This is a genomic window from Streptomyces sp. NPDC012769 (genome assembly GCF_042901205.1).
Lineage (GTDB): Bacteria > Actinomycetota > Actinomycetes > Streptomycetales > Streptomycetaceae > Streptomyces.
The window spans coordinates 514,001-536,610 of the sequence record NZ_JBIBCP010000006.1 but is presented as its reverse complement, the minus strand read 5'-3'; the positions used below and the strand labels follow the sequence as shown (position 1 = coordinate 536,610).

Below are 22,610 nucleotides of genomic sequence, written 5' to 3'. Positions count from 1 at the left end.
GAAGCGCGTCTTGGGGGGCGTGCAACGTCAAGGTTCGGGCGGTTCGGACGGTTCCGGCGGCAGTGTCGCCACGGTCGTACGCGTGGCGGGGTTCGTCCTCCTCCTCGCGCATCTGCTGCTCGTCGCCTGGGTGGCGCTCCGCCCGCGCGACGTCGCCTGGGTGACCGCGCCCAACCTGACCCCCCTGGCCGGGATCAGACTCGACCTGGCGCTCGGTCCGGTCGAGGCCGCCCGCCGCATCGGCGGCGGACTGCTGCTGCTCGCCCCGCTCGGGGTGCTGCTCCCGATGGCCGACGGCCGGCTCACCGTCTCGCCGTGGGCGTCCCTGGCCCGTACGACCGCCGCGGGGGCGCTGGTGTCGCTCGCGGTGGAGCTGTTGCAGACGGCGGTGCCCGGGCAGGTCGTGGACGTGGACTCGGTGCTCCTGAACACGACGGGAGTGGCGCTGGCGCATCTGCTGCTGGTGCCGGCGGGGCGGGCGCGGCTGCGCCGCGGTCCGCGCGGGCGCCGGCCGGCCGGCGGCGGGTCCTCCTCCGGGAGGAGGCGGGAGCGGTCTTCTCAGGGGGCGACCCCGACGATTCCCAGGGTCGGGATCGCCCCGTAGACGGACGCTTTGTCCCCCTGCCGGAGCGAGGATGGAGACAGATCGAGGGCCGGGGAGACGGCCCCCGAAAGACTCCGAAGGAGCCCACCATGGCCGCACTTGCCCGCCCCCGTGACGGACGCATGATCGGTGGAGTGTGCGCGGCGCTGGCACGGCGCTTCGGCATGTCCGCCACGACGATGCGGGTGATCTTCCTGGCCTCGTGTCTGCTGCCGGGCCCGCAGTTCCTGCTCTATGTGGCGCTGTGGCTGCTGCTGCCTTCGGAGAAGGCGCCGAGCGCGGCCTGGTAGTCCCGCCGAAAGCCCGAGGGCGCCCCTCCCGGTCCGGGAGGGGCGCCCTCGGGCTTTCGGCGGGCTCAGAGGCCGAGGCCACCCACCGGCAGGCCGCCGAGGCCGCCCACCGGGAGGCCGCCGAGGAGGCCGCCGGCCGCGCCGAGCGGGGTGGCGTCCAGGCCGCTCTTGGCGCCCTCGAGCGGGAGGTTCTGCGCCTGCTCCTGCAGCTCGCCCGGGAGGGTCTGGGCCTGCTCGACCGCGCCCGGAAGGGTCTTGACGACGCCCTCCTCGACACCGGTGCCCAGCGCGCCCTGGCCACCGGCCACGGCCTCACCGGTGCCCGAGGGGAGCTCCGTCAGGTCTTCGCCGAGGGGCAGGGTGTTGGTCACCAGGCCGAGGGCGTCGGGGCCGACCGGCAGCGACGCGGGGGCGGCGGAGGCCGTTCCGGCGGCGGCAGCGGCGAAAGCGGCACCGAGAGCGGCGACACCGAGCGTCTTGGCGGCAGACTGCTTCATCAGAAAATCTTCCTCGGGAATCTCGGATGTCTCGGGGCGTCGGGGAGGGCCCGAGAGCAGGGGAATTTCGGGGAATGCAGAGTGGCTACGCAAACTAACCAGCGAAACGCCCCACCCGCAAACACCGAAAGGCGGCCGGGCGTGGTGCGCCCGGCCGCTCCGATCATCGTCCCGAAGATCGTGGTCAGTCCGTCCGGCGGGAAGAGTCGCTGGTGGTGGCGGTCTGCTGGAACAGCCATTCGGACTTCAGCTCGGCATATCCGGGCTTGATGACATCGTTGATCATCGCGAGTCGTTCATCGAAAGGAATGAACGCTGATTTCATCGCATTGACCGTGAACCACTGCATGTCGTCGAGCGTGTAGTCGAATGCCTCGACAAGGAATTCGAATTCCTTGCTCATGCTGGTGCCGCTCATCAGCCGGTTGTCGGTGTTGACGGTGGTGCGGAAGTGCAGCTTGCGGAGCAGCCCGATCGGGTGCTCCTTGTACGAGGCGGCGGCGCCGGTCTGCAGGTTGGAGGTGGGGCACATCTCCAGCGGGATCCGCTTGTCGCGGACGTACGCGGCGAGGCGGCCGAGGCTGACCGTGCCGTCCTCGGCGACCTCGATGTCGTCGATGATCCGCACGCCGTGACCGAGGCGGTCCGCGCCGCACCACTGGAGGGCCTGCCAGATGGACGGCAGCCCGAAGGCCTCACCCGCGTGGATGGTGAAGTGGTTGTTCTCGCGCTTCAGGTACTCGAAGGCGTCGAGGTGGCGGGTGGGCGGGAAGCCGGCCTCGGCGCCCGCGATGTCGAAGCCGACGACGCCGGAGTCGCGGTAGCGGTTGGCGAGTTCGGCGATCTCCAGCGCACGGGCCGCGTGCCGCATCGCGGTGAGCAGCGCGCCGACGCGGATCCGGTGCCCGTTGGCGCGGGCCTGCCGCTCGCCCTCGCGGAAGCCCTCGTTGACGGCCTCGACGACCTCTTCGAGGGTGAGTCCGGCCTCCAGGTGCTGCTCGGGGGCGTAGCGCACCTCGGCGTAGACGACACCGTCCTCGGCGAGGTCGACGGCGCACTCGGCGGCGACGCGGACGAGCGCCTCACGGGTCTGCATGACGGCGCAGGTGTGCGCGAAGGTCTCCAGGTAGCGCTCCAGGGAGCCGGAGTCGGCGGCCTCCCGGAACCAGATGCCGAGCTTGTCCGGCTCGGTCTCGGGGAGGCGGTCGTAGCCCTGGGCCCGGGCGAGTTCGATGATCGTGCCGGGGCGCAGTCCGCCGTCGAGGTGGTCGTGCAGCAGGACCTTCGGGGCGCGGCGGATCTGGTCCGTGGTGGGGGTGCTGGGGATCTGGCTCGTCATTGCGGCACTCTAGCGCCTACGCGCGTAGAGCGCGCCCCTCGGCGCCGTATCCGGAGGACGGTTTTTCCGGTGCGGGCGGGGGCGGGGCGGCCTAGCCTGCAGGGATGACCTCAGTTGCGAACGGCCCCGATACGACCGGTGCCGAACTGCGCCGGATGCACGGCTTCCTGTCCGCCTTCACCCGCCGGCAGGCGGAGCGGACGGTGGAGATACCGGGCGGGTTCGCGGCTTTGAACGACACCTACGCGCTGTCGCGTGCCGACAACCAGGTCCTGGTCGACGGCCCCACCGACCCCGAGGCGCTGCCCGAGCGGGTGGAGGAGGTGCTGGCGCACCTGCCGCACCGGGCGGTGAACGTCCTGGACCCGGTGACCGCCGAGGCGTGCGCGGGGCCGCTCGCGCGCGCCGGCTACACGCGCACGGCGGTCGTCCTGATGCTCCACACCGGCCCCTTGCCCGAGCTCGGCGGGGCCCGCGAGGTGGATCTCCCGGCGCTGCGCGGGCCGCTGGCCGAGAGCTGGCGGCGGTTCCTGCCGGGCGTCGGTGACGAGGTGGTGCACGCCCTGGTGGAGCGCCGGGTGGTCCGGCGCCGCGGCGCGGCCGACGTCCGCTTCCTCGCCTCGCACGACGAGTGGGGCGAGGTGGCGTCCTGGGCGGACCTGTACATGGACCCGGCCGTAGGGGTGGCGCAGATCGAGGACCTGGTGACGGCGGAGTCGCACCTCGGCCAGGGCCACGCCGGGGTGGTCCTGGACACGGCCCTGCGCACGGCCGCCGACGCCGGCTGCACCACCCGCTTCCTGACGGCGTTCGCCGACGACTGGCCGCGCCGGTGGTACGAGCGGCGCGGGTTCGTGTCCGTGGGCAGCGTCGACTGCTTCGAACGGGAGTAGCGCGGGCGGCCGTTGGGCCGGCGGACGATACGTAACAGAGACCGCGCGTACGGCTGCCGTACATCTCGGCTTCTGAGACTGTTCCGTCGTGACTCCACCCACGACTGACGTCGCGGGCTTCCCGCATCAGCGCCTAGACGCCGACACGGAGGACCAGCCCGGCCCTGTTGAGGACGTTCAGTGCGCCGACACGGTCCGCGTCGGCGGTATAGCCACACGTGACACGCGCGAACTTCGCTTGGGTGACGCGGTTCTCCTTCGCGACATGCCCGCATGCCGGGCACGTGCGGGAAGTGTTGCGGGCATCCACTTCGATCACACGGCGACCGGCGCTCTCAGCCTAGTTCGCCAGGATGTTCAGGAAGATGCCCCGACCCGCGTCGAGGATGCCGCGGTTCAGCCCGGCCTTCGCCGCCGCGCCGTTCGGCAGGAAGCTTTCAGGCGCTTCGGGATCGGGGCTGGGGGCGGGCGCTCTGGTCATGCCCGCCGTGTTCAGCCGCTCGTGCGCGATCACGTCGTGATCACGCACGAGAGCGAGGGCCGTCTTGTGGTGGTGGTCCAAGCGTTGACGCCGGATCCTGGCGTGCAGCTTCGCCACGCGCCGGGCTGCGGCCCGGTGCTTCTTCGTACGCTGCCTGGTGCGCTTCGGGAACGTGGACGGCGCGCGCTGCGCTTCAGCAAGCTCTTCAGCGCATGCCTGAAGGAAGCGTGGGTTGGTGACGTGCTCACCGGCGCTCGTGGTGAGGAAGTGCGTCACCCCCATGTCGATACCCACAGCCGACCCGGTCGGCGCCAGCGGCTCAGCCGCGACGTCGTCGCAGGCCAAGACGACGTACCAGCGGCTGCCTTCCCGCTTGACACTGACGGTCTTCACCCGGCCGCGCACCGGCCGGTGCTGATGGACGCGGACATGCCCGACGCCTTGGAGTCGTACTCGGGTCTGCCGGTCGTGCGGGGTGGAGTCCCATCGGCAGCCGTCCCCATCCTTGGGGAAGATCACCGTGTCGAAGCGACCGACGCCCTTGGCCCTGGGATACCCGGGCGTGAGACCCGCCTTGATCCGGCGGAAGAACGCGGCGAACGCCTTGTCCAGCCGCCGAAGCGTCGCCTGCTGCGAGCTGAACGACCAGCGGCCCTGCCGCTCCGGATCGAACGCGCGGATCTCCATGAGCTGGGCGGACTGGTCACCGTATGTGACGGAGGTCTTCGAGCCGTGCCGCCAGGCGTCGCGCCGCTCCTGCAGCGCGCCGTGATAGAGCGAGCAGTGATCGGCAAGCATCCCGGCAAGGGCCGCTTCCTGGTGCACCGTGGGCCTGAGGAGGAACTTGTACGCGCGGATCACGCCCGCTTCCCCCTCTCCGTTCGCCCTGTCATCAGTGGCGTGTTCGAGCTAACGACTGCCACTGACGACAAGGTCTTCTCCGCCGCTTCGCGGCTCGGCTCCAAGACGTCGCTCCCCCACCGGCCCAAGCCGGTGGATACCTCGAAAGGGTTCTGATGGCGCACTACGCACTCGTGGGTACGACCGGATCCCGGACACCCCGGCTCGGTCGGCCCGTCGGAGCGACGAACCCGGTCACGGAGGTGGGCGGGGTGGTTCTGCTCCTGCCGGACGGCGAGCCCGTGTCGGGGCGCAGACCGTCCGTGCGGGGGCACGCGGGGATGCTGCCGCTGGGGCGGCGGCTCGTGCGGGCGGGGCGCGGGGACGGTCTGGTGGCGCATGTGGTGCGCTACCGGGGGCGCGGCTGGAACGGTGCCGACGCGGAGTTGGCGGCGGACGCGTCCTGGGCGGTCGCGGAGGCGGTACGGCGCTACGGCGACGTCCCGGTGTGTCTGGTGGGGCGCGGGATGGGCGGGCGGGCGGCGTTGCGGGCGGCCGGCCACACGGGGGTGGCCGCGGTCCTCGCGGTCGCGCCGTGGCTGCCGGAGGACGACCGGGCGGCCAAACCGGAGCCGGTGCGGCAGCTGATGGGCCGGCGGGTGCTGATCGTGCACGGCACGAACGACGCCCGGACCGACCCGGAGCTGTCCTACCGCTTCGCCGAGCGGGCCAAGAAGGCCAACCGGGAGACCTGCCGCTTCGAGGTCCACGCGGACGGCCACGCGCTGCGCCAGTACGCCGACGAAGTGCACGCCCTGGCCGCGGACTTCGTGCTGTCCGCGCTGTTCACCCGCACTCCGAGCCGTCCCCTCGCGGACGCGATGGCCGCGCCGCCGCCGCTCGGCCTGCGGATGCCGCTGGCGGCGGGGTTCGGGGCCTCATTCCGGTAGCAGGCTGCCCCGTTTGCTCAGCAGGAACTTCTTGAAGGCGGCGACCGGCGGGGTGTCCGGGTGCCCGTCGAGCCAGGCCACGCCGATCTCGCGGACCGCGCGCGGGGAGGTCACGCCGAGTTCGACGACACCGGGGCGGGCCACGGCGGGCGGGGGCAGCAGGGCGACACCGAGTCCCGCGGCGACCAGGCCGCGCAGCGTCTCGGCCTCCTCGCCCTCGAAGGCGACGCGGGGCTTGAATCCGGCCTGGGCGCACAGGTCGTCGGTGATGCGGCGCAGCCCGTAGCCGGGCTCCAGGGTCACGAAGGTCTCGTCGGCGGCCTCCGCGAGGCGGATCCGCTTGCGGGAGGCGAGCCGGTGGTCGTCGGGCACGACGAGCCGCAGCCGCTGTTCGTCGAGGCGGCGGGCGACGAGGTCGGGGGCGTCGGGCACCGGCGAGGTCAGGCACAGGTCGAGGTCGCCGGCCCGGAGCCGTTCGATCATCGCCTCGCCGTAGTTCTGGACCAGGGTGAAGCGGACCCTGGGGTGGTCGACCCGGAAGGCGCGGATGAGCCCCGGCACGGTCTCGGAGCCCATGGTGTGCAGGAAGCCGAAGGCGACCCGGCCGGCCGTGGGATCGGCGTCGGCGCGTACCGTGTCGGCGGCCCGCTCGACCTCCGCGAGCGCCCGCTCGGCGGCGGTGAGGAAGCGGCGGCCGGCCGGGGTGAGCGACACCGTACGGCCGCGGCGGGCGAACAGCGCGACGCCGAGGTCCTCCTCGAGCCGGACCATGGCCCGCGACAGCGTGGACTGGGGCACGCCCATGTCGGCCGCCGCCCGGGTCACATGCTCGTGCCGGGCGACCGCGGCGAAGTACGCGAGACGCGGCGCGAGCAGCAGTCCCATGTCTTCTTCGTTACTGTTCGGTGACAGCCGATGCTGTGACCTGTACTCATGCACCATGGGAACGATTACAGCAGTTCCGTGCATTGGACGCATGAAACGGGGACGGCCTACGTTCGAGGCATGCCTTCCGCCAGTACCAAGGCGGCCGTCACCAACACGGCCGCCGACTCCCGCCTCTCCCCCGGCGCCCCCGGCTACCGCCGGATGAGCCTCGCGCTCTTCGCCGCCGGAGTGGCCGCCTTCGCCCTCCTCTACTCCACCCAGGCCCTGCTCCCCGCCGTCTCGGCCGAGTTCGGCGCCACCGCGTCGGCCGCCTCCTGGACGGTCTCCGCCGCGACCGGCGCGCTGGCCCTGTGCGTCCTGCCCCTGAGCGCGCTCTCGGAGCGCTTCGGCCGGCGCTCGACGATGACGGTCTCGCTCGCGGTCGCCGTCGTCGTCGGCCTCCTCGTCCCGCTCGCGCCGAACCTGGAGAGCCTGGTCGCGCTGCGCGCGGTGCAGGGCGCGGCGCTGGCCGGCGTGCCGGCGTCGGCGATGGCGTTCCTGGCCGAGGAGGTGCGGCCGAAGGCGCTGATCGCCGCGATCGGCCTGTTCGTGGCGGGCAACTCGATCGGGGGCATGAGCGGCCGGATCGTCACCGGCTGGGTCGCCCAGCTGTGGGGCTGGCGGGCGGCTCTGGCGGCCGTCGGTCTGCTGGCCGTGGTCTGCGCGCTCGCCTTCCGGGCCCTCATCCCGAAGGCCCGGCACTTCACCCCCGGCTCCCTGGACCCGCGCGCCCTCGGGCGGACCGTCCGTGCGCATCTGGCGGACCCGCTGCTGATGCGCCTGTACGCGATCGGCGCGCTGTTCATGACGGTGTTCGGCGCCGTGTACACGGTGATCGGCTACCGGCTGGTCGAGGCTCCGTTCTCGCTCCCACAGGGCGTGGTCGGCTCGATCTTCCTGGTGTATCTGGTGGGTACGGCCTCCTCGGCGGCGGCCGGCGGTCTGGTCGCCCGGCTGGGCCGGCGCGGCGCGCTGTACCTCGCGGTCTCCACGACGGCGGCCGGTCTGCTGCTCTCGCTCGCCGACGCGCTGACCGCCGTCCTCGCGGGCCTGGTCCTGATCACCGCCGGCTTCTTCGCCGGCCACGCGGTCGCCTCCTCCTCGGTGAGCCGTACGGCGAAGACGGGCCGCGCGCAGGCCTCGGCGCTGTACCAGTCGGCGTACTACCTGGGCAGCAGCGCGGGCGGCACGCTCGGCGCGATCGCCTTCCACGCGGGCGGCTGGGCCGGGACGGTGCTGATCGGTCTGGTGGCGGTGCTCGGCGTCGTGTCGGTCACCCTGTACGGCACGCACAGCGCCCGGGTCGAGGCGCGCCGGCACAAGCTCGCCGCCTGCTGAATCCGGTGCCCCCGGCACTGCAACTGTTCGACTCCCCCGAGCGTCAAAGGCTTCAGGACTCGAGGGGGAGTTGACGAACATGGACGGAATACGCAGAAGAGCGGGCATAGGGCTCGCCGTCACGTCTCTGGTGGTACCGCTGACGGTGGCGCTCGGCACCGCCCCGGCGCAGGCGGCGTCCTGCAACGTGACGACCGGCCCGTACCAGAAGCAGGTGGAGAAGTTCCTCGGCCGGCCGGTCGACGGACGGCAGTCGGCCGCCGACTGCACGGCGATCCAGGCCTTCCAGCGCAAGCACGGCATCACGCCGACGATGGGCTACGCCGGGACGGTCACCTGGCGCACCATGTCGACCATGCTGGCGCAGAAGGCGGCCGGGACCAATCCCAACAAGGACCGCAAGTGTCCGACGAACAAGGGCCGGATCGCCTGCGTCGACCTGACCCGGCAGCTGACCTGGATCCAGGACGGCTCGCGCCTGAAGTACGGCCCGGTGCCGGTGCGCACCGGCAAGGACGGCACGGAGACCCGTACCGGCCTGAAGAAGATCTACTGGCGCAACATCAACCACTGGTCGACGCTCTACCACGTGTCGATGCCGTACTCGCAGTTCTTCGACGGCGGGCAGGCCTTCCACTCGACGACCAAGTCGATGTGGAACCCGCCGGGCTCCGGCGGCTGCGTCAACATGACGACGAAGGACGCCAAGGCGTACTGGAGCCTGCTCAGGAACGGTGACGACGTGTTCGTCTACGGGCGCAAGCCCGGAACGTGACGGAACCTCCCCGGAGTCGGCCCCCGCTGTCGGTGGGCTGCGGTAGCTTCCCCTCGTCGGTGCCGAACGGGCGCCGATGAGGGGCGAGTGGGGTGGACCGCATGAGCGACCAGTTGGAGAAGTACCGCACCGAGCTGACCGGTTACTGCTACCGGATGCTGGGCTCCGCCTTCGAGGCCGAGGACGCGGTGCAGGACACCATGGTGCGGGCCTGGCGCTCGCTCGACTCCTTCGAGGGCCGCTCCTCGCTGCGCTCCTGGCTGTACCGGATCGCGACGAACGTCTGCCTCGACTCGCTCAGCGCCGGGAACCGGCGGGCCCGCCCGATGGATCTGACGGATCCGACGCCGGTGGCACAGGCCCGGCTCAACGAGCGCCCGGAGATCACCTGGCTTGAGCCCGTGCCGGACGGGCGGGTGCTGCCCTCGGTGGCGGACCCGGCGGAGACGGCGGTCTCGCGCGAGACGGTGCGGCTGGCGTTCGTGGCCGCGTTGCAGCACCTGCCGCCGAAGCAGCGGGCGGTGCTGATCCTGCGCGAGGTCCTCGCGTGGAAGGCGAGCGAGGTCGCCGAGCTGCTCGACACGACCGTCGCCTCGGTCAACAGCGCGCTGCAGCGGGCCCGGGCCACCCTCGCCGAGCAGGCGCCGGCCGCCTCGGACGGCGCGGATCCGCTGGACGAGGAGCAGAAGGCGCTCCTCGAGCGCTATGTCGCCGCCTTCGAGGGCTACGACATGAAGGCCCTGACGGCGCTCCTGCACGAGGACGCGACGATGTCCATGCCGCCGTACGACCTGTGGCTGCGCGGCCACGACGACATCGTGGGCTGGATGCTGGGCGTGGGCGAGGTGTGCCGGGGCTCGAAGCTGGTCCCGACCGTGGCGAACGGCCAGCCGGCCTTCGCGCACTACCACCCGGACCCGGAGGGCGGCTACGCGCCGTGGGCGCTGATCGTGCTGCAGCTGCACGACGGCAAGGTCGGCGGGATGGACTTCTTCCTGGACACCAAGCGCTGGTTCCCGCTGTTCGACCTGCCGGAGCGGCTGGAGGCGTAGTCCGCCGGTGCCGAGCGGGGGCGGGGTCGTCGGTGACGGCCCCGCCCCTTCGGCATCAGGAGGGGAAGGGGCCGAGCACCTTGGGGCAGGACGGGTCGAGCCGCAGGGTGGCGAGGTCGCGGCCGACCAGGCCGTAGGCCTTCCAGGTGCCCGGGACGAAGGCGAGCTGCGGGTTGGTGTACCACTCGTCGTCGAGGGCGGTGGCGAGCTGCTGGGCCTGCGTGAGGCCGGGGCCGATCAGGTGCACGTCACCGTTGAAGAAGGTGGCGGCGAACACCTTGCCGTTGTGCACCTCGATCTCGCCGTAGCCCGGCAGGTCGCCCTGGTGGACGATCTGGCGCGTGGCCAGGTTCATGGCGAACCAGCGCTTGGCCGTGGTGGGCGTGCGCTTGTAGACGCCGTACAGGACGCCTTCGTGGACCTTGATGTCCTGGAGGGTGTCGTAGCCGTCCGCCGTGAAGGGGTCGATCGCCCAGAGCAGCCTGCCCTGGTCGGCGTCGAAGGCGGCGACACTGGCGGCGGTGTTCCACGACTCCGCCGGGGCGCCGCCACCGCCGCGCACGTCGGTGCCCACGTATACGGTGCCGTCCGGGCCCACGCTGAGGCTCATCAGGCTCTCGTTGGTGACGACGGGGAACGACTCGGGGGTGTACGTCGGCTCGGGCGCGGCCGGGTCGGGGAACCTGAAGACGTTCAGCGCGCCCTGCAGTCCGGTGCCGAGCGGAGCGGTGGCGACGAGGATCCGGTCGCGGGCGGCGTCGTACTCCATGTCCCAGGGCCGCTGCTGAGCGCTGGGCAGCTGGCCGACGACGGTGACCGGGTGCGTCTCCGCCCCCGGGTCGTCCGGCACCGGAACGACCGTCGCCGGATCGATCATGATGATGCGGCCGCTGGGGTACAGCGCCGAGTAGATCTTGCCGTTGCGCTCCACGAGCGTCTTGGCCTCGCCCGGGATCTCGACGAACCGCTTGCCGCCGTCGGGCGCGTGGACGTTCACGATGAAGTGACCGCCGACCCAGACCCGCCCGTCGGAGCCGCGCAGAATGGACTGGGGCCGCTCCGCGCCCTCGCTCAACCCGGCCGCCTTCAGCTTGGTGTACGACGACTGGCGGGTGGTGAGGTCCAGCTGCCAGACCTTGCCGAAGCCGGCGAAGCCGGTGAGGGTGGTGCCGTCCAGGAAGAGCCCCCGGGTCTCGTCCAGGGGGACGGGGGCGCCCAGGTGCTGGGGGTTGGCGTAACCGGTCTTGTACTCGTAGACGTTGCCGTTCGGGCGGGTCGACAGGTACATGGTGTAGTCGGGCGCGACGGTGACCATGTCGGCCGTCTCCGGCTTCCCGTCGGGGTCCGTGATCTGAACCTTCCGCAGGTCGGTGCCGTCGGTCTTCACGTCGTACAGCGTGCTGCCGCTGGTACCGCGCACGCGGGTGCGGCCGACGGAGACGGTGGTGAAGCCGGCGTCGCCCTGGGCCAGGACGCGGACGGCGCCGGTGGACCGGTTGACGGCGACCATCTTCTTGGTGTCGAGCAGGCCGGCGTAGACGTTGGTGTCGTCGACGTCCAGGGAGCGGACGTAGCGCTCGCCGGTGGCGAGGACCCCGAGGTCACGGAGGATGCCGGTCGAGGGCTTGTACTCGTAGACCTTGCCGTCGTTGTAGGTGCCCGCGTAGAGGGTGCCGTCCGAGGCGACGGCGAGGCTCCAGATGAAGTCTCCCTCGCCGCCGATGGTCTTGAGGTGCTTCACCTCGCGGGTGACCAGGTCGTAGCTGTAGAGGGCGGCCTCGACGTACGTGCCGATGTAGATCTTGCCGTTGTGCGCCGCGAGTCCGTAGGCGCCCTCGGGCGCGCCGGCGCCGGGGCCGTCCGGGAGTTTCCGCTCGCTGCCCGCGATGACCGTCTTCGTGGCGAGGTCGTACTCGGCGATCACCACGGACTTGCGGCCGCGGCTGGTGACGAAGGCGCGGCCGTCGTGCACGAGGGAGCCGCTGATCGCCCAGGTCGACGAGGCGGTGCCGTGGATCTTCGTGGCGGGGACGGTGCAGTCCGATATGACGGCCGCGGTGGCGGGCGGCGCGGGCCACAGCGGCCACAGGACCGCCAGCAGGGCGGCGAGGAGGGGCAACAGCCGACGACGGTGCATGGGGGGGACCTCCGGGGGTGTCCGTATGGGGGGACGTACGGACGAGGACGACAACCCCTCGCGATCGCACGCTCGTTGAATCGGCGCTTATGAGATCACGCGGGGTACGGGCGTTCGACGCCGGTCCCCTGGTTGTCGTCCACCACATCCGTCACCCCGTCCGGCGCCCCGTCGAGCACCCCGTCCAGCACCGCGTCGAGGCCCGTGAAGGCGAGCAGGGCGCGCAGCTCGGGCCCCACGCCCTCGACCCGCATCCGGTGCCCGTGCCGGTCCGCGGCGAGCCGGATCCGGGCGAGGGCGTCGACCACGGCGAGACCGGCCGGCCCGCGGGCGTCGACGACACAGACGACATCGGCGGGTTCGGCCGCCGCGAGGCGGGCGCAGAGGCGGCCTACATCGTCCGGGGCGGGCCGCCCGGGGAGCCGCAGCCGGAGAGTTCGAGAGCTGTCCACACGGGGGCAGACCGCCGCCGCACCCGGAACTCATCGGGCGGGCCGGTCCGGGCCACCCTCTAGGCTCGGCGCCATGACTCATGATCGCGTCGAACTGGTGATCTTCGACTGTGACGGCGTTCTGGTGGACAGCGAGCGGATCTACTGCCGGGTGGACCGGGACGTGTTCGCGCGCGTCGGTGCCGAGTTCACCGAGCAGGAGATGGCCGAGCTGTTCGTGGGCTCCTCCCACGACGCCCTGACGGCCCTGGTCGAGCAGCGCGCGGGCCGGTCGCTGCCGGTGGACTGGCACGAGCCGTTCCGGCACCTGTACGAGGAGGCGCTGGACGCGGAACTGACGGTGGTCGAGGGCGTCACGGACGTCCTCGACGCCCTCGACGTCCCCTTCTGTCTGGCCTCCAACGGCAGCCATGCCTCGATCCGTCGCAACCTCACCCGCACCGGGCTGCTCGACCGCTTCGAGGGCCGGATCTTCAGCGCCCGTGACGTGGCCCGCGGCAAGCCGGCGCCGGACCTCTTCCTGCACGCGGCGGCCACGATGGGCGTCCCGCCGGAGCGGTGCGCGGTGGTCGAGGACAGCGCCTACGGCGTCCGGGCCGCCCGCGCGGCCGGTATGCGCGCCTTCGGCTACAGCGGCGGCCTGACGCACGCGGACCGCCTGGAGGGCGAGCGAACGGTCGTCTTCGAGGACATGCGCCGACTGCCGGGGCTGCTTTTCATCTGAGAGGGAATTCGGCGGTGTCGAGGGTGAGGTCGAAGGGAGCGGGGAGGTCGATTCCCTTTCCGAAGGGCACGGCACCCAGCACGCGGTAGACGCCGCTCTTCGGCTCGCCGTAGAGGGTGACGGTGGGGCCGCCGGGGGCGAATGAGTCGATCAGGAGATACAGCGGGATCCCTGCAGCGGCGTATCCGGCGGCTTTACTGATGCGGTCGTGGTTGCCGTTCGACGGTGAGGTGACCTCAGCGACCAGTTCGACATCGTCTGCGGCGACGTACTGCCCCGGCGCGTCGAGGGTCGCCAACGGAAGAATGGCCAGGTCCGGAATGTAGATCCCCTTGCGCGGGGGTACGGCGATCGCCTGCGTCTGCACCACGGCCCAGTCCTCGGGCATGGCGAGGACCAGTCGGCGATGTACGAGCGAGGCAATGAGGTTGTGTCGGCGAGCCGGTGACGGTGACACGGTGATGATCCCCTCGATGATCTCCACCTTGCAGCCCTCGGGTGCGTCCGTCTCCTCCCAGATCCGGACCAGGTCGTCCCACTCGTAGTCATAAGACGAGTGGTCGACGGTGAGTGCGCTCATGGCGGTCTCCTCTTCGGTGCGTCACCGATCCCAGCATGCCGAACGGGGCCGACGGTCGTCCATCGGCCCCGTTCACCTGAACGTGTCAGAGGTATATGCCTCAGGCAATGCGGTCCAGGACGATCGGGTTCGGCGTGAACGCCGTGCCCGCCGCCGCGATGTCCCAGGCGCCCTCCAGGGACTTCAGGGCGTAGTCGAACTTCTCCGGGGTGTCCGTGTGGAGGGTCAGCAGCGGCTGGCCCGCGGTCACCGTGTCGCCCGGCTTGGCGTGGAGCTCGACGCCCGCGCCGGCCTGGACCGGGTCCTCCTTGCGGGCGCGGCCGGCGCCCAGGCGCCAGGCGGCGATGCCGATGTCGTAGGCGTCGAGGCGGGTCAGGACGCCCGAGGAGGGCGCCGTGACGACGTGCTGCTCCCGGGCGACCGGCAGGGTGGCGTCCGGGTCGCCGCCCTGTGCGGCGATCATGCGGCGCCACACGTCCATCGCCGAGCCGTCGGCGAGGGCCTTCGCCGGGTCGGCGTCCTTGATCCCGGCCGCGTCGAGCATCTCGCGGGCGAGCGCCACGGTCAGCTCGACGACGTCCGCCGGGCCGCCGCCGGCGAGGACCTCGACCGACTCGCGGACCTCGAGCGCGTTGCCGGCGGTCAGGCCGAGCGGGGTCGACATGTCGGTGAGCAGCGCGACCGTCTTCACGCCGCTGTCGGTGCCGAGGGCGACCATCGTGGAGGCCAGCTCGCGGGCGTCCTCGATGGTCTTCATGAAGGCGCCGGTGCCGACCTTCACGTCCAGGACCAGCGAGCCGGTGCCCTCGGCGATCTTCTTCGACATGATCGAGGAGGCGATCAGCGGGATGGCCTCGACGGTGCCGGTGACGTCCCTCAGGGCGTAGAGCTTCTTGTCGGCGGGCGCCAGGCCGTCGCCGGCCGCGCAGATGACCGCGCCGGTGGTGTCGAGGACGTGCAGCATCTCCTCGTTGGAGAGCAGCGCCCGCCAGCCGGGAATGGACTCCAGCTTGTCGAGCGTGCCGCCGGTGTGGCCGAGACCGCGGCCGGAGAGCTGCGGGACGGCCGCGCCGCAGGCGGCGACCAGCGGGGCGAGCGGCAGGGTGATCTTGTCGCCGACGCCGCCGGTGGAGTGTTTGTCGGCGGTGGGCCGGGACAGGGAGGAGAAGTCCATGCGCTCGCCGGAGGCGATCATGGCGGCGGTCCAGCGGGCGATCTCGTCGCGGTTCATGCCGTTCAGCAGGATCGCCATGGCCAGGGCGGACATCTGCTCGTCGGCGACCTCCCCGCGGGTGTAGGCGTCGATGACCCAGTCGATCTGCTCGGGGCTCAGCTCGCCCTTGTCCCGCTTGGTGCGGATGACGGAGATGACGTCCATGTGATGGTGCCTCTTTCTACGCGCATAGAGGGGGAAAGGATGAGCGGCCCTTCCATCGTGCCGGAAGGGCCGCTCCGAGCTATTACTTCGCCAGGTGGTCCGGGCCGAACGCCTGCGGGAGCATGTCCGCCAGGGTGACGATCCCGGCGGGCGTCTCCAGGACGAGCTCGGGTCCCCCGAACTCGTACAGCAGCTGCCGGCAGCGGCCGCACGGCACCAGGGACTCGCCGCGGCCGTCGACGCACACGAAGTGCGTCAGCCGGCCGCCGCCGGTGGCCTGGAGCTGGGAGACGAGACCGCACTCGGCGCACAGGCCGAGGCCGAACGAGGCGTTCTCGACGTTGCAGCCGGAGACCACCCGCCCGTCGTCGACCCGCGCCGCCGCCCCCACCGGGAAGCCGGAGTACGGGGCGTACGCGTGCGACATCGCCTCCCGGGCGGTCTCCCGCAGGAGCTCCCAGTCGGCCTCGGACAGGCCGGGCGTCACTTGCCCTGGCCCTTCCGGTACGGCAGGCCGTCCGCCTTGGGCATCCGCAGGCGCTGCGCCGACAGGGCGAGCACGAGCAGCGTGGTGACGTACGGGGCGGCGTCCACGAACTGGCTCGGGACCTCGTCGGTGAACGCGTACCAGAGGAAGAAGCCGACCGAGAAGACCGCCGCGAGCACGGCGGAGACGTACTTCTTCTTGTACAGCTGCCACACCGCGGCGATGACCAGCAGCAGCGCGACCAGCAGCAGCAGCGCGTGGACGTTCTCGGCGCCGCCGCGCAGCTTGAGGCTGTCGGTGAAGCCGAAGAGGCCCGCGCCCATCGCCATGCCGCCCGGCATCCAGTTGCCGAAGATCATCGCGGCGAGACCGATGTAACCACGGCCGCCGGTCTGGCCCTCCTGGTAGATGCTGGTGGCGACGATCGCGAGGAAGGCGCCGCCGAGGCCCGCGAGACCGCCGGAGATGGTGACGGCGATGTACTTGTACTTGTAGACGTTCACGCCCAGCGACTCGGCCGCGACCGGGTTCTCACCGCAGGAGCGCAGGCGCAGGCCGAAGGCGGTGCGCCACAGCAGGTACCAGGTGGCCGGGATCAGCAGGATGGCGACCACGGTCAGCAGCGACAGGTTGGTGACCAGGCCGCCGAGGATGCCGGCCAGGTCCGAGATCAGGAACCAGTGCTTGGCCTGGAGGTCCTGGAGCCAGTCGGAGAGTCCCGGGATCGTGATCTTGGTGATCTCGTCGATGCGCGGGGACTGCTTGGAGGAGCCGCCCTCGGCCTCGGCGAACGTGAAGTTCGACAGGTAGCGGGTGAAGCCGACCGCGAGGATGTTGAGCGCCACACCGGAGACGATGTGGTTCACGTTGAAGGTGACGGTGATGACGGCGTGCAGCAGGCCGCCGAGGGCGCCGCCGAGGATGCCGACGAGGACGCCGGTCCACGGGCCCCACTGGTAGCCGGCCCAGGCGCCGAACCAGGTGCCGAGGATCATCATGCCCTCGAGACCGATGTTGACCACGCCCGCGCGCTCGGCCCACAGACCGCCGAGACCGGCGAGGCCGATCGGGACGGCGAGCTGGAGCGCGCCGGAGACCTGGCCGACGGAGGTGAGGTCGTTGGCCCCGGAGATGACCCGGACCAGCGAGAAGAGCACGAGACCGGCCGCGACGATCAGCAGGATCCAGGGCCAGGTCAGCTTGCGGCGGCCGCCCGCCTTCTTGGGCGCGGCGCTGGGCTTGGCAACGGTGCCGGTGCTCATGCCGCCACCTCCTTGTCGGTCTTGATGGCGCCGCCGGCGGCCAGCTGCTCGCCGACCTTCTGCTGCTGGCGGCGGAGGCCGTAACGACGGACGAGCTCGTAGGAGACGACCACGGCGATCACGATGATGCCCTGCATGATCTGGGTGATCTCCTTCGGATAACCCGCCACGTCGAGCGACGACGACGCCTTGTCGAGGAAGGCGAAGAGCAGGGCCGCGAAGAAGATGCCGACCGGGTGGTTGCGGCCGAGCAGGGCGATGGCGATGGCGGTGAAGCCGACGCCGACCGGGAAGTCGAGGCTGTACGTGTGGGTCTCGCCGAGCAGCGTCGGCATGCCGGACAGACCGGCGAGGCCACCGGAGATCAGCATCGAGGTGAGGATCATCTTCTTGGCGTCGACACCGCTGGCCTGGGCGGCGGACTCGCTGGCGCCGGTGGCGCGCAGGTCGAAGCCGAAGCGGGTGCGGTTGAGGACGAACCAGTAGACGACGCCGAGGGCGAGGGCGACGAAGGTGAAGCCGTAGACGACGCCGTTGCCCGTGTCGATGCCCGGGAACCAGCCGGACTCGGCGATCTCACCGGTGGTGAGGTTGTTGGAGCCGGGGACCTGCTCGCCGAAGTTCTTCGGCAGGAGCAGCCAGGCCACCAGCGAGGTCGTGATGGCGTTGAGCATGATCGTCGAGACGACCTCGGAGACACCCCGGGTGGTCTTGAGGATGCCCGCGATGCCGGCCCAGAAGGCGCCGGTGAGGACGGCGACGAGCACGATCAGCAGGATGTGCAGCGGCCCGGGCAGCTCGACGGCGGCGCCGACCACGGCGGACAGCATCGCGGCGAGGCGGTACTGGCCGTCGACGCCGATGTTGAAGAGGTTCATGCGGAAGCCGATGGCCACCGCGAGCGCCGCCAGGTAGTAGATGCCGGTCTGGTTGACGATCAGCACCTGGATGTCGGAGAAGCCGGCGTTCTCGATCATCAGGCGGATCGGCTCGATCGGGTCGATGCCCGTGGCGAGCAGCACCAGCACGGTGAGCGCGAAGGAGGAGACCAGGGCGAGCACGGGGCCCGCGGCCCCGATGATCAGCTTGTCCTTGTCGAATTTCATCATCGGGCGTCACCGTCTTCGGACTGCTCTTCGGTGCCTTCGAGGTGGCCGGTGGCGGCGCCGGTCATGGCGGAGCCGAGCTCCTCGGGCGTGATGGTGGCGGGGTCGGCGTCGGCGACGAGCCTGCCGCGGTACATCACCCGCAGCGTGTCGGACAGGCCGATCAGCTCGTCGAGGTCGGCGGAGATCAGCAGCACCGCCAGGCCCTCCCGGCGGGCGTCGCGGATCGCGTCCCAGATCTGCGCCTGGGCGCCGACGTCCACGCCACGGGTGGGGTGGGCGGCGATCAGGAACTTGGGGGCGTGGCTCATCTCGCGGCCGACGATCAGCTTCTGCTGGTTGCCGCCGGACAGCGAGGCCGCGGTGACGTCGATGCCGGGGGTGCGGACGTCGTACTCGCGCACGATCCGCTCGGTGTCCTGACGGGCGGCCTTCGGGTCGAGGACGCCGCGCCTGGAGTTGGGGGCCTCGGTGACGTGACCGAGGATCCGGTTCTCCCAGAGCGGGGCCTCCAGGAGCAGGCCGTGGCGGTGGCGGTCCTCGGGGATGTAGCCGATGCCGCCCTCGCGGCGCTTGCGCACCGAGACCTTGGAGATGTCCGTGCCGTCGAGGGTGATGACGCCCGCGTCGAGGGTGTTCAGGCCCATGAGGGCCTCGATGAGCTCGGTCTGGCCGTTGCCCTCGACACCGGCGATGCCCAGGATCTCGCCCTTGTGGATGGTGAACGAGATGTCGTCGAGGAGCTTGCGGCCGGTGCCGGTGTCCTGGAGCGCGACCGCGCCGGACGGGTCCGGCGGGGCGGCGGTGGTCAGCGGCACCGCGGCGGCGGCGCCGGCCTCGGTGAGCGTGAGCCCCCGGACCTCCAGCATCGGCACGTCCGTCACCGTCGACTCGCGGGTCTCCGGGGAGGGCAGCTCGGTGCCGACCATCAGCTCGGCGAGCTGCTTGGTGGTGGCGGTCTTCGGGTCGGCGGTGCCGACCGTGGTGCCGCGCCGGATGACGGTGATGTCGTCGGCGACCTTCAGGACCTCGCCCAGCTTGTGCGAGATGAAGATGACGGTCAGGCCCTCGGACTTGAGCTCGCGCAGGTTGTCGAAGAGCGCGTCGACCTCCTGCGGGACGAGCACGGCGGTCGGCTCGTCGAGGATGAGGATCCTGGCGCCGCGGTAGAGGACCTTGAGGATCTCCACGCGCTGCCGGTCGGCGACGCCGAGGTCCTCGACCAGCGCGTCGGGGCGGACGCCGAGGCCGTACGCGTCGGAGATCTCCATGATCTTCTTACGGGCCCTGGCACCGATGCCGTAGAGCTTCTCGCCGCCGAGGACGACGTTCTCCAGGACGGTGAGGTTGTCGGCGAGCATGAAGTGCTGGTGCACCATGCCGATGCCGCGCGCGATGGCGTCGGCGGGGCTGGAGAAGGTGACCTGCTCGCCGTCGATGGCGATGGTGCCCTCGTCCGGCTTCTGCATGCCGTACAGGATCTTCATCAGGGTCGACTTGCCGGCACCGTTCTCGCCGATGAGGGCGTGCACGGTGCCCTTGCGGACGGTGATGGCGATGTCCCTGTTGGCGACGACGCCGGGGAAGCGCTTGGTGATGCCGTGGAGTTCTACGGCAGGGGGGCTGGACGCGTTGATGGCGCACTCTCCTTGGCCGAAAGGAGTGGGAGCGGAGGGCAGGGCGGGGCGAAGTTATCGTGCCGCTGGGACATCTACACGCGTAGCACTGCCGGAAATTGAAAACCCGTACGGGAAAGGGTCCCGGAACGGGGGGAATGCCGGGGGAATGGGGCCGACATGGCCCGGGGGCCCGGTTCCGGTGGGGGTGCCACCGGCGCCGGGCCCGCGGTCAGGGTCGTGACCCGGACGCCGTTACGGCGTGGTCTTGACCGTGATCTTGCCGTCGACGATCTCCTTCTTCGCCTTGTCCACCGCGGCGATGAGGTCGGTCATCTTCTTGTACTCCGGGTTGGAGTCGGCCAGGCCGACGCCGTCCGCCGCGAGGCCGTAGCGGACCTCACCGGTCTGCGGCTTGCCGTCCTTGACCGACTTGATCAGGTTGAAGACGGAGTCCGAGACGTCCTTGGTGACCGAGGTGAGGATCCGCTCCTTGTACTGGGCGAGACCCTTCTGGTTGTACTGGTCGGAGTCGACGCCGATGGCCCACTTGCCGGCCTTGGCGGTCGCCTCGATCGCGCCGGAGCCGGCGAGACCGGCGGCGGCGTAGATCACGTCGGCCTTGCGGTCGAGCATGCCCTGCGCGGCGGCCTTGCCGAGGTCCGGCTTGGCGAAACCGTCGAAGTTCGGCGGCTGGGTCAGGTACTGGGTGAGCACCTTGGCGTTCGGGTTGGTGTCCTTGACGCCCTGGACGAAGCCGGCCTCGAACTTCTTGATCAGCGGGACCTCGACACCGCCGATGAAGCCGACCGTGCCGGTCTTGGACGCCTTGGCGGCGGCGACGCCGGCCAGGTAGGAGCCCTGCTCCTCGTTGAAGACCAGGTTGGCGATGTTCGGGCCGGTCTTCGACGTGTCGTCGATGAGGCCGAAGGTGGTCTTCGGGTAGGCCTTGGCGACCTTCTCGATGGCCGGGGCGTAGGCGAAGCCGACGCCGATGACCGGGTTGTTGCCGGCGCGGGCCAGAGCGGTGAGGCGCTGCACCTTGTCGGCGTCGCCCTCGCCCTCCGACGGCTCGGCCTCGGCACCCTTGACGCCGAGCTCGTCCTCGGCCTTCTTCAGGCCCGCGTAGGCGGCGTCGTTGAAGGACTGGTCGCCACGGCCGCCGATGTCGTACGCGATGGCGGCCTTGCCGGCCTTCGCGTCGGTGCCCGAACCCGAGTCCGTCGAGGACTTGCCACACGCGGTGGCGGACAGGGCGAGCGCCGCGGAGGCGATGCCCACGGTGGTGATCCTGGTGATCCGGCGCAAGAGGAGGGTCCCTTCAAGACTGACCGAAAGCGCCTCTTCCGGCGCTGGTTTCGCGGCGATCGTAACGCGCGTAGATGTCAGTTAAAGACCCGTTCATGAGTCGTTATCGGATCGACGCGAACCAGCCAAGGGGGCCACCTTGGGCGTCCGGCCCGATACCGCCCGTCATACACGCTGGTGCGGGCGACCGGCCCGGCCCCGTAAGCGACACGCCGGGGGCTGGGCCGGACGGATGAACCGCGCCCGCCCCCGGATTAAGTCGTACTTAAAGTCCGGTTTTCGCCGTGGGCACGAAGACCCGGATCAGCGCTTGGGCGCGGCGTCGATGAAGGCCGCCGCGGTGAACATCTCCACCGCGACCCCGATGGCCCGCTCGTCCACGTCGAAGTCGCCCGCGTGCAGGTCGCGCACCCGGGTGTCGCCGGGAGTGCGCACGCCGAGCCGGGCCATGGCGCCGGGGACGTGCTCCAGGTACCAGGAGAAGTCCTCGCCGCCGAGGGACTGCTCGGTGTCCTCGATCGCGTACGGCCCGAGGCGGGCGGACATGGCGTCGCGGAGCAGCTCGGTGACCACCGGGTCGTTGACGACCGGGGGGACGCCGCGGACGTAGTCGACGGTCGACTTGGCTCGGTGCAGGGTGGCGATCTCGTCGATCGCCGCGTGCACCATGTCGGGGGCGTCGCGCCAGGCGGGCAGGTCGAGGCAGCGGACGGTGCCGGAGAGCTCGGCGTGCTGCGGGATGACGTTGGGGGCGTGACCGGCCTCGATGCGGCCCCAGGTGACCGAGAGCCCGGAGCGGGCGTCGACCCGGCGGGCGAGCACGGCGGGGACGTCGGTGGCGATCCGGGCGGCGGCCGTGACCAGGTCGGTGGTCAGGTGCGGGCGGGCCGTGTGACCGCCGGGGCCGTCGAGGGTGATCTCCAGCCGGTCGCAGGCGGAGGTGATGGGGCCGGAGCGCAGGCCGATCTTGCCGGCGTCGACCCGGGGGTCGCAGTGCACGGCGATGATCCGGCCGACGCCGTCGAGGACACCGGCCGCGACGGCGTCCGCCGCGCCGCCGGGCAGCACCTCCTCGGCGGGCTGGAAGATCACCCGTACGGCCGAGGGCAGCCGACCCTGCCGGTCGAGCTCGGCGAGGACCAGAGCGGCGCCGAGGGCGGCCGTGGTGTGCACGTCGTGGCCGCAGGCGTGCGCCCGGTCGGGCGCGGTGGAGCGGTAGGCGACGGTCTTGGTGTCGGGAATGGGCAGCGCGTCGAGGTCGGCGCGGATCGCCAGCATGGGCCGTCCGCGGTCCCAGGTGCCGATGTCACACACGAGTCCCGTGCCGCCCGGGAGCACCTTCGGGCGCAGCCCGGCCGCCTCCAGTCTGGCTCCCAGCACGGCGGTGGTACGGAACTCCTGGTTGCCGAGCTCGGGGTGCATGTGCAAGTCCCTGCGGAACGCGATCAGTTCGTCACGCAGGGGTTCGGACAGTGTTCCGGGCAGCGCTGCGGGCGCCGCGTCGGAGCCGGGCTCACGGGACTTCAACTGGTTCACCTTTTGAAGGGTAGGCCCCCGGGAAGATCAACTGGCCC

21 protein-coding genes and 1 pseudogene are annotated in these 22,610 nt (G+C 71.1%); 8 read left to right on the top strand and 14 right to left on the bottom strand.

Annotated features, from left to right (window positions below):
- Positions 1-19: 19 nt before the first annotated feature.
- Both ACFY7C_RS31100 and ACFY7C_RS31095 read left to right on the top strand, forming a co-directional pair.
- Complete coding sequence (locus ACFY7C_RS31100; protein ID WP_389656839.1) at positions 20-604, top strand: VanZ family protein; 585 nt, start codon at positions 20-22, stop codon at positions 602-604.
- Positions 605-693: 89 nt separating this feature from the next.
- A complete protein-coding gene (locus ACFY7C_RS31095) occupies positions 694-894 on the top strand; it encodes a PspC domain-containing protein (protein WP_389656836.1) in 201 nt (66 codons plus the stop codon).
- Between the two features lie 65 nt (positions 895-959).
- Here ACFY7C_RS31095 and ACFY7C_RS31090 read toward each other — a convergent pair whose 3' ends face one another.
- On the bottom strand, positions 960-1,391 hold the full coding sequence (locus ACFY7C_RS31090) for a hypothetical protein (RefSeq protein WP_389656833.1): 432 nt from the start codon (positions 1,389-1,391) through the stop codon (positions 960-962).
- A 184-nt stretch (positions 1,392-1,575) separates the two neighbouring features.
- Complete coding sequence (locus ACFY7C_RS31085; RefSeq protein ID WP_389656830.1) at positions 1,576-2,730, bottom strand: adenosine deaminase; 1,155 nt, start codon at positions 2,728-2,730, stop codon at positions 1,576-1,578.
- A 104-nt stretch (positions 2,731-2,834) separates the two neighbouring features.
- On the opposite strand from ACFY7C_RS31085, the gene ACFY7C_RS31080 reads away from it, so the two are divergent.
- Positions 2,835-3,623 carry a GNAT family N-acetyltransferase gene (locus ACFY7C_RS31080; RefSeq protein WP_389656827.1) on the top strand — a complete coding sequence of 263 codons (789 nt, stop codon included), beginning with the start codon at positions 2,835-2,837 and terminating at the stop codon, positions 3,621-3,623.
- A 133-nt stretch (positions 3,624-3,756) separates the two neighbouring features.
- On the opposite strand, the pseudogene ACFY7C_RS31075 reads toward ACFY7C_RS31080, so the two are convergent.
- A pseudogene (locus ACFY7C_RS31075) lies at positions 3,757-4,965 on the bottom strand (RNA-guided endonuclease InsQ/TnpB family protein).
- Positions 4,966-5,120: 155 nt separating this feature from the next.
- Between ACFY7C_RS31075 and ACFY7C_RS31070 the strand changes: the two are divergent.
- Positions 5,121-5,894: an alpha/beta hydrolase gene (locus ACFY7C_RS31070; RefSeq protein WP_389656824.1), complete on the top strand. Its 774-nt coding sequence runs from the start codon at positions 5,121-5,123 to the stop codon at positions 5,892-5,894.
- Here the strand turns inward: ACFY7C_RS31070 and ACFY7C_RS31065 are convergent.
- The gene (locus ACFY7C_RS31065) at positions 5,883-6,836 is read right to left on the bottom strand and encodes a LysR family transcriptional regulator (RefSeq protein ID WP_389656821.1); all 954 of its coding nucleotides are present in this window, start codon (positions 6,834-6,836) and stop codon (positions 5,883-5,885) included. The genes ACFY7C_RS31070 and ACFY7C_RS31065 overlap by 12 nt on opposite strands.
- A gap of 63 nt (positions 6,837-6,899) precedes the next feature.
- On the opposite strand from ACFY7C_RS31065, the gene ACFY7C_RS31060 reads away from it, so the two are divergent.
- The 3 genes from ACFY7C_RS31060 to ACFY7C_RS31050 all read left to right on the top strand — a co-directional run bounded on the left by ACFY7C_RS31060 (position 6,900) and on the right by ACFY7C_RS31050 (position 9,986).
- A complete protein-coding gene (locus ACFY7C_RS31060; protein WP_389656818.1) occupies positions 6,900-8,159 on the top strand; it encodes an MFS transporter in 1,260 nt (419 codons plus the stop codon).
- Between the two features lie 79 nt (positions 8,160-8,238).
- Positions 8,239-8,934, top strand: a complete 696-nt coding sequence (locus ACFY7C_RS31055) for a L,D-transpeptidase family protein (RefSeq protein WP_389656815.1) — start codon at positions 8,239-8,241, stop codon at positions 8,932-8,934.
- A 101-nt stretch (positions 8,935-9,035) separates the two neighbouring features.
- The gene (locus ACFY7C_RS31050; protein ID WP_389656812.1) at positions 9,036-9,986 is read left to right on the top strand and encodes a sigma-70 family RNA polymerase sigma factor; all 951 of its coding nucleotides are present in this window, start codon (positions 9,036-9,038) and stop codon (positions 9,984-9,986) included.
- A gap of 55 nt (positions 9,987-10,041) precedes the next feature.
- Here ACFY7C_RS31050 and ACFY7C_RS31045 read toward each other — a convergent pair whose 3' ends face one another.
- Both ACFY7C_RS31045 and ACFY7C_RS31040 read right to left on the bottom strand, forming a co-directional pair.
- A complete protein-coding gene (locus tag ACFY7C_RS31045; RefSeq protein ID WP_389656809.1) occupies positions 10,042-12,123 on the bottom strand; it encodes a hypothetical protein in 2,082 nt (693 codons plus the stop codon).
- Between the two features lie 95 nt (positions 12,124-12,218).
- A complete protein-coding gene (locus ACFY7C_RS31040; protein ID WP_389656806.1) occupies positions 12,219-12,575 on the bottom strand; it encodes an STAS domain-containing protein in 357 nt (118 codons plus the stop codon).
- A 73-nt stretch (positions 12,576-12,648) separates the two neighbouring features.
- On the opposite strand from ACFY7C_RS31040, the gene ACFY7C_RS31035 reads away from it, so the two are divergent.
- Positions 12,649-13,299 carry an HAD family hydrolase gene (locus ACFY7C_RS31035; RefSeq protein WP_389656803.1) on the top strand — a complete coding sequence of 217 codons (651 nt, stop codon included), beginning with the start codon at positions 12,649-12,651 and terminating at the stop codon, positions 13,297-13,299.
- Here the strand turns inward: ACFY7C_RS31035 and ACFY7C_RS31030 are convergent.
- From ACFY7C_RS31030 to ACFY7C_RS30995, 8 genes are all read right to left on the bottom strand, one after another.
- Positions 13,292-13,879, bottom strand: coding sequence for a Uma2 family endonuclease (locus ACFY7C_RS31030; RefSeq protein WP_389656800.1), 588 nt, complete (start codon positions 13,877-13,879; stop codon positions 13,292-13,294). The two genes, ACFY7C_RS31035 and ACFY7C_RS31030, sit on opposite strands and share 8 nt — an antisense overlap.
- A gap of 100 nt (positions 13,880-13,979) precedes the next feature.
- Positions 13,980-15,257: a thymidine phosphorylase gene (locus ACFY7C_RS31025; protein WP_389656797.1), complete on the bottom strand. Its 1,278-nt coding sequence runs from the start codon at positions 15,255-15,257 to the stop codon at positions 13,980-13,982.
- A gap of 82 nt (positions 15,258-15,339) precedes the next feature.
- A complete protein-coding gene (locus ACFY7C_RS31020; RefSeq protein ID WP_389656794.1) occupies positions 15,340-15,744 on the bottom strand; it encodes a cytidine deaminase in 405 nt (134 codons plus the stop codon).
- Complete coding sequence (locus ACFY7C_RS31015; protein ID WP_389656791.1) at positions 15,741-17,006, bottom strand: ABC transporter permease; 1,266 nt, start codon at positions 17,004-17,006, stop codon at positions 15,741-15,743. The genes ACFY7C_RS31020 and ACFY7C_RS31015 overlap by 4 nt, the downstream gene beginning before the upstream one ends.
- Entirely contained in the window at positions 17,003-18,115 is a 1,113-nt protein-coding gene (locus ACFY7C_RS31010) for an ABC transporter permease (protein ID WP_389656788.1), read from the bottom strand. The genes ACFY7C_RS31015 and ACFY7C_RS31010 overlap by 4 nt, the downstream gene beginning before the upstream one ends.
- Complete coding sequence (locus ACFY7C_RS31005) at positions 18,112-19,749, bottom strand: ABC transporter ATP-binding protein (protein ID WP_389656962.1); 1,638 nt, start codon at positions 19,747-19,749, stop codon at positions 18,112-18,114. The genes ACFY7C_RS31010 and ACFY7C_RS31005 overlap by 4 nt, the downstream gene beginning before the upstream one ends.
- Positions 19,750-19,983: 234 nt before the next feature.
- Positions 19,984-21,036 carry a BMP family protein gene (locus tag ACFY7C_RS31000; RefSeq protein WP_389656785.1) on the bottom strand — a complete coding sequence of 351 codons (1,053 nt, stop codon included), beginning with the start codon at positions 21,034-21,036 and terminating at the stop codon, positions 19,984-19,986.
- A 303-nt stretch (positions 21,037-21,339) separates the two neighbouring features.
- Positions 21,340-22,572, bottom strand: coding sequence for an amidohydrolase (locus ACFY7C_RS30995; RefSeq protein WP_389656782.1), 1,233 nt, complete (start codon positions 22,570-22,572; stop codon positions 21,340-21,342).
- Positions 22,573-22,610 lie beyond the last annotated feature (38 nt).

Coding starts and splice junctions, on each gene's coding strand:
- ACFY7C_RS31060 (WP_389656818.1), top strand. CDS start 6,900: ATGCCTTCCGCCAGTACCAAGGCGGCCGTCACCAACACGGCCGCCGAC.
- ACFY7C_RS31030 (WP_389656800.1), bottom strand. CDS start 13,879: ATGAGCGCACTCACCGTCGACCACTCGTCTTATGACTACGAGTGGGAC.
- ACFY7C_RS31080 (WP_389656827.1), top strand. CDS start 2,835: ATGACCTCAGTTGCGAACGGCCCCGATACGACCGGTGCCGAACTGCGC.
- ACFY7C_RS31035 (WP_389656803.1), top strand. CDS start 12,649: ATGACTCATGATCGCGTCGAACTGGTGATCTTCGACTGTGACGGCGTT.
- ACFY7C_RS31095 (WP_389656836.1), top strand. CDS start 694: ATGGCCGCACTTGCCCGCCCCCGTGACGGACGCATGATCGGTGGAGTG.
- ACFY7C_RS31050 (WP_389656812.1), top strand. CDS start 9,036: ATGAGCGACCAGTTGGAGAAGTACCGCACCGAGCTGACCGGTTACTGC.
- ACFY7C_RS31085 (WP_389656830.1), bottom strand. CDS start 2,730: ATGACGAGCCAGATCCCCAGCACCCCCACCACGGACCAGATCCGCCGC.
- ACFY7C_RS31025 (WP_389656797.1), bottom strand. CDS start 15,257: ATGGACGTCATCTCCGTCATCCGCACCAAGCGGGACAAGGGCGAGCTG.
- ACFY7C_RS31055 (WP_389656815.1), top strand. CDS start 8,239: ATGGACGGAATACGCAGAAGAGCGGGCATAGGGCTCGCCGTCACGTCT.
- ACFY7C_RS31065 (WP_389656821.1), bottom strand. CDS start 6,836: ATGGTGCATGAGTACAGGTCACAGCATCGGCTGTCACCGAACAGTAAC.
- ACFY7C_RS31090 (WP_389656833.1), bottom strand. CDS start 1,391: ATGAAGCAGTCTGCCGCCAAGACGCTCGGTGTCGCCGCTCTCGGTGCC.
- ACFY7C_RS31045 (WP_389656809.1), bottom strand. CDS start 12,123: ATGCACCGTCGTCGGCTGTTGCCCCTCCTCGCCGCCCTGCTGGCGGTC.
- ACFY7C_RS31010 (WP_389656788.1), bottom strand. CDS start 18,115: ATGATGAAATTCGACAAGGACAAGCTGATCATCGGGGCCGCGGGCCCC.
- ACFY7C_RS31070 (WP_389656824.1), top strand. CDS start 5,121: ATGGCGCACTACGCACTCGTGGGTACGACCGGATCCCGGACACCCCGG.
- ACFY7C_RS31015 (WP_389656791.1), bottom strand. CDS start 17,006: ATGAGCACCGGCACCGTTGCCAAGCCCAGCGCCGCGCCCAAGAAGGCG.